Source organism: Jeotgalibaca sp. A127 (assembly GCF_052266745.1).
Classification (GTDB): Bacteria; Bacillota; Bacilli; order Lactobacillales; family Aerococcaceae; genus Jeotgalibaca.
In genome coordinates this window covers 43,176-55,306 of sequence record NZ_JBQPRC010000012.1, presented here as the reverse complement: position 1 = coordinate 55,306, position 12,131 = coordinate 43,176, and the positions used below count along the sequence as shown (strand labels likewise).

The following is a 12,131-nucleotide window of genomic DNA, read 5'->3' as shown; positions in this document are numbered from 1 at the left end:
TTTGAGCCGAAGGCACTCCATTACAAGGAGGAAAAGCGCCGACAAGAAGAAAAAGAAAAAGCCAAAGCGAGTTAGTCTTCGCTTTGACTTTCATTTGGTCCACCAACACTATTTGACATAGAACCTATAATATATATTTCAAAAGACAGATTAAACTATCTACATACTATTTAGAGGCTCTATTCATACTACTCTCTAAAAAATACATTAACTATTTTAAGGTATCTCTTCTTAATTCAACTATTATCAGATAGCTTTTTTATTCTACTCCCAACGCCTTAAATACAGCATCTTCAGCGCTGTTGTAAAAGATTAGGTTAAATGCCCCAATCAACTCAGCTGGGGCAGTTCCCAGGTCAGCTGCAGAGGATAGCGGGAGTAAAATTTTCTTTGCTCCTGCATCCAAACAGACTTGTAAAGTATTGGCCAACTCTTCAACCTTTAGCAAGGTTCCACCAATACTCAAGTCTCCTAAAATAACTGCTGAACTAATGACTGGCTTATTAAGAGCAGTGGAACAAATCGCAACCAACGTAGAGAGAGTCAGGTAATGTGTCATACCTATACCGTTCAAATCTTGTACGTTCACTAAATAATCTTTAACAGTGGTACTAATGCTATTACTAATAGTATTTCCATTAGCTCGGAGGTACTTAAAGGCTGTATCCATCGCTTCTTTAGCTTGAGAATTGGATCCCAATCCGGTACGTTCAAACTTACCGGATCCAGCAGTCATTTGCGTTTCTAACTTAAAAACGCCCATCATGCCGCTTTTTCCGCGTGAAACGGTAAAGATGTGTCCCGGTTTATTTATTCCCTCCGGTATAAGAGTACCCCCACCTTGTTCAGGAACGGGGACGTATTCTTCAGAAAAGGTCTCCTTATCAATATAAGAAAAATTAACATCGTAAAATTCCATTCCGCCAATGGTCTTGAGCTGTTCCTTCACGCGACGGCGCATCTCCATTGCAAAACGGAGAATTTCTTCAATCTGTTCTTTGCTAAATTCCCCATCCGGATAAATTAATTTCACTAAACCGGAAATGGTTCTTTTAACGCCAATAACGTCTCTCTGATTCAACTGTTTTCCAATCATAAAGTACTTGTCATAAGCATCACCATAGGATATTTTTCTCATTTCCCGCATAGCCTCTGACAGGTAGTCGGTTATAAACCCATAGTCATTTGTAAAATGATCAGGATGATATTTAGGTATTTCCCATCCTGGTAGGTAGCAGTGAATCCGATCAAGGAAAGCTGTATCATTCGCCATAGCATCAGGAAAAGGTTCGAACAAATGAGATGTCTTTAAAATGGCATCGACACTTTGATTGATATTACCAACAAATACCATAGAAGCTGAGGCATTTTTTTCTTCTTTTCCACGAGCAAATGATCCGGAGGCCATATAGTCTTTCATAATTTGAATACCGTCTTTATCCTTAAAGGTAATACCTGCGACTTCATCAAATGCTACACAATCCCACGTACCTACCAGGCCGATTTGTCTGCTAGCCATGTTATAGAAAAGGTTAGCGACTGTTGTTTGGCCACCCGAAACTAAAATACTATTCGGGCTTATTTCTTTGTAGACATGAGATTTACCGGTTCCACGAGGACCTAATTCAACAAAATTATAATTATTTTCGACTAAAGGAATGAGACGAGTCAAGTGAAGCCATTTTTCCCTTTTTGTGAACTGATTCGGCTCCATCCCAGTACTTCTTAAAATAACGTCGATCCATTCTTCTTCAGTAAAGCTTGCCCGTGCAGATTTTAATTCGTCCATATCTATTCCCGGCATTTGAATAGGGGTTAATTTATTAATCAAGAAGGGATTTCGGCGTTTATCAGCTTCATCATAAAAATAATCCATTTGCACGATACACCAAATCCCCCCACTCAATAACCGTTCATATTGAGAAGGATAGGACTCCGAAATAGGGACCCCTTTAATACCCAGATTCGAAAATTCTGCTTCGTAAATATCTTCTTTATAATTTAAATTAACTGATATTTTATCTATGACGGTATAACTTCCTGTTTCCCTTAGCTTAGAAATGATTTTTTGAGCCTCGTCGGGACGTACGTAATTACGAGCCAGGATATCCTTGACCGTTTTAACGCCTTCTTCAATGACTTCTTCCTCAACAGAGGAGCAGTACATGCCGAGCAGATACTCCAAGACATAGACTGGCACGTTGGCCCCTTCTTTAATCTTTTTTGTTAAATCCTTACGGACAATTTTACCAGGGAAGTTATGGAGTAACTTGATGGTAGCAAGATTACTACCGTCTTCTTGTAACGTAATAGCCATCTTCTCACCTCTCCTTCATGCTAATATCAGAACCCAAAATCCCCGGCAAATGCAATATCCACCATAATCTCATGCCGCATTATTCTTAAACCCGTTTGTTCATTTATGGCTACTAGATAATATTTATTACTACGATTATAGGTTTGATTCTTAAGGCTAAAACGTAATTTGAATAGTCGTTTTGAGGCATCGGATTCCTTATTGTTTGCAACATGAATATTTTCATTGGAGATTAGGTTTTCTTCTTCATCCATGAAGAAGACTTTGTAAGTTGCCGGTTTGACGACATTACTGATTGCTTCTTTTTGAATAAAATCAAGGTTAAGAATCAAATTAGTGACTTTATGCAAGGAACTGACAAGTGAAATCTTGGCATCTTCTGTTTCTACGTATCCTCTTTGAGTTTTTACTTGGACAACCGGTATCAGCAGCTCTTGTGGTGAGGAGCCCCCGTGCACATAGTTTTGTCCACCGCCCGGTATCTTGAATACATTAGAAGTAGAAGGGTAAACAACGTAGCGCCCGTCGTCCTCATCGATGACATCCTTTAAAGACATGCTTTGTGTCCCAATTTCTTCATAAATGTTTTCCGTAACAATAAAACGTCGGTTTATTTGATCCGTTTTTTCGAAAAACTTCTCGATTTTAGCGCCCTCTTCCAGCTTTTCTCGCTTATAGATAAAGCCATGATCGGCTGTCACAAGGAAGCTGCTGGCGGAAATTTGGGTTGTCAAACGTTTGATTAGAGTAAAAATTTCTGTAATCGCTTCTTCACAGGAATTAAATACCTCATCTTCAGAAACCGCTTTGTCGCCTCGGCCATCGATTTGGTTATGGTAAATATAGATTGTTGACTTTCCTTGGAACGTGTCGCGTAGGTCTTGTTGCTTCATCCGTTTTACTTCGTCAAATTGAATGCAAAGGGAATCAGGATCCACCGCTTGTAGAATGTCCTGCCGCGCTTTCAGTGTATCCGTTGGTTTTCCATCTACTTTTACTGCATAGTCCTCTGAAATGGTAAGGGCGCGATGAGGCAGGAGCGAAGCCATTCCTAGTTGCGTATAAGAAGGCAAGACACCAATCTGTGGTTCAATGGTAGCTGACGTTTTTTCATCGCGCTGGAATCGTTTCACCAATTCTTTGGCTACTTCATAACGCAGTCCATCTGAAATAATCACAATGGTCCGTTCCCGATTGCCACGGACAAAGTTCTTGTAAAAGTCTTTTTGAAGTTTAAACTGGTCCTTCATTTTTTCATAGGAGAACAGCTCATTGAACTTCTTGATAATGACATCCAAGTAGCGATTCGTATAAATATTCTCTACCAAGCTTCTCAAGTCATCGTACTTATGCACGTCACTTAACTGGTCATAGTAATAGTAAAACTTACGGTAATGGGTATCAACGAAATAAGTTTGCTCATCATATTGTTTGATAAGGGTTAAAATATCATTTTCTGGCACAAAGGTTGCAGAGTTGATAACGTAGTAGGCATGCTTCAACATGTGATATTCCCGTGTATAGCGCTCCGAAAAATGCTTGGTATCACGGTACTTTGTTAGTTGCGGGATTGTTTTTCCTTCAATCTCTGCATTTAAGTCTTCTGCTAGTAGCCTTCCAATCATCCACTTAATCATGATTTCGTCCGCAATCGGAAAGACCTCCAGATCGACTACTTCTTGAGAAGGTAGAGTGGATAGTGTCCTTTCCCCATCGATATATCTAAAGATTTTCTCTGAGAGGCCATTGAACTTCTCACGGTACAAGATGCTATTCATCATCTGATCCATGAAGGACCGGACACTCCCTGCCTTGGTAGCCAAATAAGGTTTTAGAGAATTGGGCAAGTCTCCTTTAATGGTCTTTGATGTATACGTGACAAAGAACGTCATGAGGAGCTTTACAATACTAGGGTTCTCGTCTATATAACCAAACTCTTGGCTGCATAGTTTCCAGAATGCTTCATCTAACTGATACTTCTCAAATTCAGCCAAGTAGCCTGAATTTTCCAAATCATCTTCTACTAGGATCGTTCGTACCACTTCTTCAAAAGTGGGGTTTTTTGATTTCGTCAACGCGCTCATCAAACCAACTTCAATGGTCTCGGTTGTATAGTGATCCAATTCCAAGTCATAGAAGCGCTGGGTCCGATCTTTGGCCGCAAAGAACTTCAAGTATTTTTGAATCACATGCTTGTAAGTCTCTGGAATATTTAAATCCACCATCAATAAAGAAGCTCGGTCAGCAAAGAACTCTTTGGAATATTTAATTGTGTCAGCCAAATGGTTGTCCCGTGAAGGTGGCTTTGGATAAGGCGCATACACCAAGTAATTGCCTTCTGGGTCTGTTCGCTCTAATAATATTTTGGTTTGGAACAGATTGGTTTTGGTGAGATGAATCACCTTAGCTTTTTCCAATCGTAAGTCTGTGATATCCGCTTCAAATTCACCTTTATCGTCATACCAGAACACGATATTACGAGTATCTCCGTTAAACTCTTGATTCAACTTATCAGAAATCTGATTTAAACTTAATTGCGCCACTTCTTCACCTCCATTTATTTAATCTTCGCTAGAATTTGATGGAATTTACCCTTGCTATCTGTTTGTACTTTGTCATAGTTTACTTTGACACCATCATCTAAATCAATCCCAACACGCTCCAAGGCCATATGACCTAAACGTTCATCATAGTCGCGACATTCCTTCAGTTGCTTGGTTACTTTTTCCAGTTGTTTTTGTAATTGAGTGGATTCCTTAGCATCTTTACTATTGGCTATGTCATCTTGTAAGTTAACAATCGTTCTTTCGTAGGCTCTTTGTACTGGATGTAAATAGTCTACCCTTACTTTACCGGTTGTGTCTTCATCGTATCGATGCATGTAGACTAAGGCTTTGAAGCCGTTTTGCTTGCCGCTGTCGTATAACCAATAGATGGGTCTCTTATAATAATCTTTACAATGGCTTTTGAAAAAGTCCTTTGTAAAGTAATTTTTAATAATTTCGCGCGGAGTTGCTCCTCTGCCGTTTAAATTTTCAGCAATATATTCAAGATTTTTTTCAAGAGTTTTCATTCCATACACTTCTTTGACAAAAGAAATAAATCTCTCTGTAATTTCATCTTCAAAGTATTCATGTTCAGAAATAAGGAGTATATTATCTTTAGTAGGAATAAAGGTCTTATATATATTATCATTCCATTTTCCGCCTGCATAAACTAATCCACTCATATTAAGAGTGTATCTGCCAAACATACACCCAACCGCATACGATATAAAACTTTTTACTTCCCGATTACTATCAGCTTTACGAATGGAGATTTGATTCTCTTCAATTTCATGATCTAACTTAATATCCATACTATACAACTCAATAAATCCTCTATCTAATTTTTCTTCATTCTTTTTTAGTTTTATATACCTTATTTGTGTTATCTTATCCCATTTCTCAAAAGAAACTTCTATGCTATCATTACCATTTATTAAAGGATGCTTTTTAAAATCCCAAGAAAATTCATAACTATCCCAATCGTGCTTAACTAAACAGATGTTTTCATCGACAACTTGATTAATTTCCTCCATTTTTTGTTGATTAATTATTATAGGTATTCTTGATATATTACCTGTTTCATAGTGGATTGTCTCAGAGAACACTTTTAAGAATTCGGGAGCTACAGAAGACTGAAGAAACGCTAATATATATTTAATCTTATCTGTTTCTCCAGTTATCTTCATTCCAGAATCACTAAATAAAAATCCTGTAGGTGAGTATCTACTCGAAAAGCTAGCTGAAGAAATCTTCCCCCATGTTACTCCCTCCAAAAAGTATTTATCTCTCGATGGTAAATTGTTTCCACTTCTTAATAAGAGGTTGTAGTTTTCTTCGTCAAACTTTAAAACTTCATAATTATTACCGTACCAACGTTTATACCCTCCCCCTTTATTTACAGGAACGTATTTTTTTTCCTTATTCCACATATCTTCTTTAGATTTAGCATCATAAATAAAAAGTTTGAAATCTATTTCATGCCAGAATCTATAGAAAAATTTATTATCCCCACTGGCAAGCCCTTGCCTTGGTTTTGCAATTTCTCCGATACTTGGATAATTTTCGAAATAAGATATCATTTTTTTTGTCGCCCAATAAGCTATGTTATTACCAGGTATTTTTTCATAAGCTTTTTTAGATGTAGTGAAAAAATTCTTTGCATTGAAAAAATTTTGTTTTTTTTCTAAAGGATTGTTATAACCATTTAATCTTATATATTTTGCTGTGTATGTTGCATAATTACTGTTTCTTAAAATAAATGATGTTGTTTGAACTACTTCACCTTGTATTTCCTCAAAGGCTCTTGACCCTAAATGTGTCATGTTTAGAATATCAAAAGTGAAAATTCTTTTTCTTAATTTCTCATAGCTACTTAAATACATCCAAGAATGCTGAGTTATCATGGCAACAAATCTGTGTTTTTTTGCCATTTTCATGCACTGCTCAATAAAGACAGCATATAAATCATATCTGCTAACCGGAAAATATTTTTTAACATACGTATCTATTGTAGAATTCATCTTATCGGATCCCATATAAGGCGGATTAGTTATTACGACATCATATTTCTGGGTCATTACTTCACCAAGCGATATAAGTCTCTTTAGTTCCTGTTGTGTAATTTCAATTCCTATGTTGTCAAAGGAAATTTGTTTATCGATGATTAAATTATTTGAAAATCGGGTGAGCAAACTCCATGCATAGCTACCTATATTTAATATTGATCCATATTCTTTAGCATTTCTAAATGAGTCTAATAAAGAATTGAATTGATGAATAGCATTATTTTTTTCATTATCATTTAATGATTGACCAAAAAAATTTAAATGGCTTCTATTGATTTTGTTACTTTCCAAAATCACATAAATATTTAAATTAACTTTCCTGTCTAGAAAATTTCGATCATACTGTCTTGCCTTCATCATTATAGAAAAATAAGATAATTGATAGGCTCGATTATCTATATCAAGACCATAAAGGTTCTTTTCTATTATATTTCTCACAGCTTGTTTCTTTGTGTAACCACAGCTTTCATAAATCTGTAAGAGTACATCGAAAGAATAAATTAATATATGTCCACTACCCATTGCAGGATCAATTACTTTTATTTCTTCTGGTTTAATATTCTTATATTCATCACGAATTCTATTTAAACTTTCTTTAACCTTTTTTTCCTGTTGAGGTTCATCAATGTAATAATTCCACCCGTTTCTAAGATCGATATCATAATGCCCTTCTAACCACAATCGCCCTAATGAATTCTCTACCATATACTTAACAATCCACTCTGGTGTGAATAATTGAGTCGCTGCGGGAATCTCATGTTTTTCTATTCTCTTAGACTTTGGCCTTCCAAAAACTTCTGCTTTAAGTTCTGTGTTGTAATATTGATACAGCCAACCTATAATTTCAATTTGGCCATTTCCGTTCTCACTATTCACATCAAAGTTCTCTTCAGGAACATCATGAACCAATTTATAGATAACTCCTTCTACATCATTATAAGAAACAGTAAGTAGCAGTTCGGTATAGTCATTGGTCTTTTCGAATAATTCAGGTAAATTTGAATTCAAAGCATTGCATTGTTTGATAAATAAGTATTGAAATAGTTCATCCATAGCAAGATTACTGCCATCTGTTTTGAGCTCAATGATGGTTTCTTTTTCTTTTGCATTAAATTGAAAATTGCTTTCAAATACATGTCTGATGAACTCTGGTTCGTTGACGCCTTCTACTCCAGAAGACAAGATTCGCATCCGATCAGGCATATAGTTATTCACTTCCATAAACCGAATCGCAATAATCCGGTTAAACCATGTGTAGGCCACTTCTTCGATCAATGTCTCATAAGCTATAGAGTAGCTGGATCCTTGCGTTCTTTTTTCTAGTTCTCTAATGAGTCCATTGCGCTGCTCGATTGCCTTTCCTTCAATCCGATAAGGTTCTTGCATACCAATATCAAATAACTGAAGATTCCCAGTAGAGGTCGAGAGTGGTTTTTGAATGCCGCTCTCAGTGACACCAATCATGGCTGCTTTATTCTTGATATCATTGATGAGTTTATTTCTCGCATAAACCGCAAAGATTTTAATTGCTGCTTTATCGATACTTTGAGATGTGATGTTCTTGACGATTGTGTTATCCATAACCTGCTCCTTTAAATAAATAATTAAAATTCAATGTTTACGATGGTATCCTCTTGTAGCATCTCCATGAGTCGTGTCCGTAAGGCTTGTAGATATCGTTCAATATCCTGCTCGGTTTCGACTTGCCAGGTAGTGGAAGGATTGATTGTTTTAATGCTGACGTGTTTTTTTGTTTTACTTTTCACTGTAATTTGAGGTTCAGTTCCACCTTTAGATTCAGGTTCTATTACTCTCGCCAATTTTTCTTTTTCATTGGCTATTTCTGCCAAGAAACGAACCTTTAAGGTATCAGCTTCAATCGAAACCGTATTCACCTTTGCGACATCTACAGATTCTTGCGCTTTATCCACTAGCTTTTTGAACGCCTGACGGTATCGATGTACTAACTTATCTTCTAAGCTAGTACCGATTAACTCCTCATCGATCCTTTGTTTGGCATTCTCGATGTCTTGCAATACTGGGACAGTATGCTCATCTAATAGATTCGAATATATTTCCACAAATTGCTCAATATAACTTGGTAAGTCTTTAATAAGATTCGCATTAATCGGTTTGTTTAGGACGTTATTTATCGAAACGATTAAGTCTTCTAATTCCTGATTGACAATAAAAGTTTTACTATCTTCATAGATCTGAACTTTACTTGACGCATTATCCCAATGTTCTTTTTGTTTACCACTGAAGAAAGTCTGAAGTGGTGGATAGTCGTCTGCTAAATCTAGATAATCCGTTTGGTGTTCATCAATATATTTAAAGATTTTAGCGGTATTTTTCATTTGTAAGGGTTGAGATAACAGTTCGATACCACTTTCAATGATTCTTTTCCCTGGATATTTATTCATAGAATAGTATGTTTTCAGTTGCTGCATATTCTCTATCATTTTTTTCGATGACTCCAGGAAGGCATAAACCATTTCGTCCATGTTAGCTGTCGTGATGGACTGCTTAAATAAGTCCAAGCTGACATCCTTGAGTGCTCGTTTGAATCGTTCTGGAATCGTTTCTTTTTCTTCGATCAATAATTTTTCGGCATACGTTCTTTTCGTTAAATAATCAAACACTTTATCAGTAGTGCCTCTCAATAAGGACACAGACTCACCGTTCATAATTAACCCTATTTGATCACTATGAAAGGCTTTAGCAATGATCCATGCAACATCTGTATCCGTGTAACCATAAGGTGCCTTAGAGAACCGTTCTTTGATTACTTTCAATGAAACCTTTGAATGTCCCTGTGTCTTGAGGTGAATGAAGTCGGTAACTTCTTTGATGGCAAATGAGTTTTCAATCACTTCCATATCCAAAGATATCGTGTTACTGATATCCTGCTTTAATAAGTTACGAACATCTATGTCGTCTTTGGGAGCATCAATATAAGGTAATTTGTGATATACCGTATTAACGACCCGATCGAGTGCTTCGTTGATACGGATCTTGAAGTCCTTTACAGGAGTCTGAATCCGATCCCCATTGATATATAAATCGGCTTCTTTTAAAGCTTCTTGTAAAAATAACTTAGCGCGATTCTTATGTTCTCTTGATTCTCGTTGTTTAATGGACTTGATCTCGTCAAACTGAGGTATATTATTGGCGTTCGCATAGCCAATATATTTATCAATCTTTAAGGCAGCTCGCATTTCATTCAGAAAACCAGCATCATTTGGCAGGTTGACATAGACATGTTGCCCATCACTACTGGCCATCCGCAGCATCTGATCATCCCCGTTGATTCCGGACTGAGGGGTCACGATTTTAATACCGAAATCGTTATGTTGATTAGCACGATATACGTTGTCATCAACAAACTGGTTGAAACTGAAAACATAACGGTTATTAAAATTTGGATAGCGATATTTCTTTTCGGGATAAATATCTTCAAAAATAAGTTCGGCTATTTTATTAGTAACCTCTCCCGTTTCGATCAGTTGACTTTCTATTTCACGATTAATTTCTTGTTCTTCATTTGTCAGGAAGATATAAATATCGCCGTTCTTCTGTATCAGCATTTGACGCGCAAGAATGTCTAAGGCGGACTGTACATTCTCCTTCAAATCACGACGGTCTTGATTCAGGTTAGACACCATTAAACTAGTCAGATTTTCAACGTTGGCTTCGATTTCTTTAACATATTTGACCATGAAGAGTGTCTTCAATACATTGACATTGAAGTTATCTGACTCATGATTGGGATTGATGTATTCGTTCTCTAGAGCACGAGAAATAACCCCAGCATGACTATGATCTAGAAATTGTTGCAAGGCATCATAAAAGATATTAAAAGGAACTAATACGCCGTCTTCTTTGTCTTTGATACTCTCGGCAGACTCTTTAAATAGAGCTAACATGGAACGTTCCCCTTCCGATAAGTGCTTCCCTGAAGCACCATGCGTCCGGATAGACGTTAAGACACTAGCTAAAATATTGAACTGATACGGGATGAAAGGATAGACTTCACTAAAGTTATGCATATCGGCATATAATTTCTTTTCGATGCCATCATTAAACAGAATCAGATTTCGAATAATCGTTTCCTTTGTCTCATATAGAATAGACAGCGTGTCGCTGGCAGCGTCTGTTTTCTTCAAGATTCTCATCTTAATCACTTCATCCACATTGGCAGATGTCAAACTCAAGCGGGTATCAAAACGGCCTTGGATTTTGGAGAAATCATTGCCCTTAATCTCTGTGATATGGTCAATGTCTTGTTGACTGGTTACCACAATCCAGACTTTCCCTTTACAGGCAGTCCCCAAATCTTCCGTAACGGTCTGCAGATTCAACATTAACTCGGAATCTTCCCCAATGTACTGACCAATTTCATCTACTAAGAAGACGACATGATGGTTTTTTGGTTTAGTAGCTAGGTAATCTTTTACCAGGTCTGCTAGACGATCGATACTAATGGGATACGGTTTGGTAGATTCTCGTTTCCAATCTTGGGCAGACTCTTCACTCATCATGTTTATCTCTACAAGCACTTTTGCTACTTTGTCTTTATAGAAGTTAAAGCGATTACGAGTTTCGATCCATTCTTTCCCAGTAAGCTCGATATATTTTTCTTGGAACTCATCATAAAGACCGTCTAGAACCAATTGTCTTTCTAAATCAGCCACATAAGGGAAGATGCCGCTAAAGCCTTGCATCTCATTAAACACTTTCAAGAAAACATTCACAATTGCATCCTTGCTCTTCTTCCCAGCCGTTTCACTTTTAGAATCAATATTAAAGAGCACGACATCGGTCGAAATAGTACTGGCCAATTTCATATCAGCCACGACCATAGGATCCATAATTTTATTGTCATCCAAGAAGTAATCTAGGGCTTGTTTACCTGCTACTTCTTTATTTTCTAAGAGATAAGATAATATCTTCAAGAAGTGAGATTTACCACTCCCAAAGAAACCTGACACCCAGACACCCATTTTATCTGTATTGCCTGTAATGCCCCGCTTATAACTAGAAAAGAAATCTCTAAAGTGCTTTTGCAATTCTTTGGTTACAACGTATTCTTCCAATTCTTGCCGGATATTCTCGTTGTCGTCTTGACCGACTTTTATGACGCCTTTAATATCTCTGTCGATTGGTTTTGCAAACATATCTTTAATTAACATAGTTTAGTTG

At 36.9% G+C, this 12,131-nt stretch carries 4 protein-coding genes; all 4 read right to left on the bottom strand.

Features of this window, described 5'->3' with window-relative positions:
• Positions 1-259: 259 nt before the first annotated feature.
• The 4 genes from brxL to brxC are packed head-to-tail and all read right to left on the bottom strand — an operon-like array spanning position 260 to position 12,121.
• Positions 260-2,317 (bottom strand): protease Lon-related BREX system protein BrxL, encoded by a 2,058-nt coding sequence (brxL, locus tag ACTVAI_RS10345; protein WP_443486608.1) that lies wholly within the window; start codon positions 2,315-2,317, stop codon positions 260-262.
• A gap of 26 nt (positions 2,318-2,343) precedes the next feature.
• Positions 2,344-4,860 carry a BREX-1 system phosphatase PglZ type A gene (gene pglZ, locus ACTVAI_RS10340; RefSeq protein WP_443486607.1) on the bottom strand — a complete coding sequence of 839 codons (2,517 nt, stop codon included), beginning with the start codon at positions 4,858-4,860 and terminating at the stop codon, positions 2,344-2,346.
• A 14-nt stretch (positions 4,861-4,874) separates the two neighbouring features.
• The gene (gene pglX, locus ACTVAI_RS10335; RefSeq protein WP_443486606.1) at positions 4,875-8,510 is read right to left on the bottom strand and encodes a BREX-1 system adenine-specific DNA-methyltransferase PglX; all 3,636 of its coding nucleotides are present in this window, start codon (positions 8,508-8,510) and stop codon (positions 4,875-4,877) included.
• 23 nt (positions 8,511-8,533) lie between these two features.
• Entirely contained in the window at positions 8,534-12,121 is a 3,588-nt protein-coding gene (brxC, locus tag ACTVAI_RS10330) for a BREX system P-loop protein BrxC (protein WP_443486605.1), read from the bottom strand.
• Between the last annotated feature and the right edge of the window lie 10 nt (positions 12,122-12,131).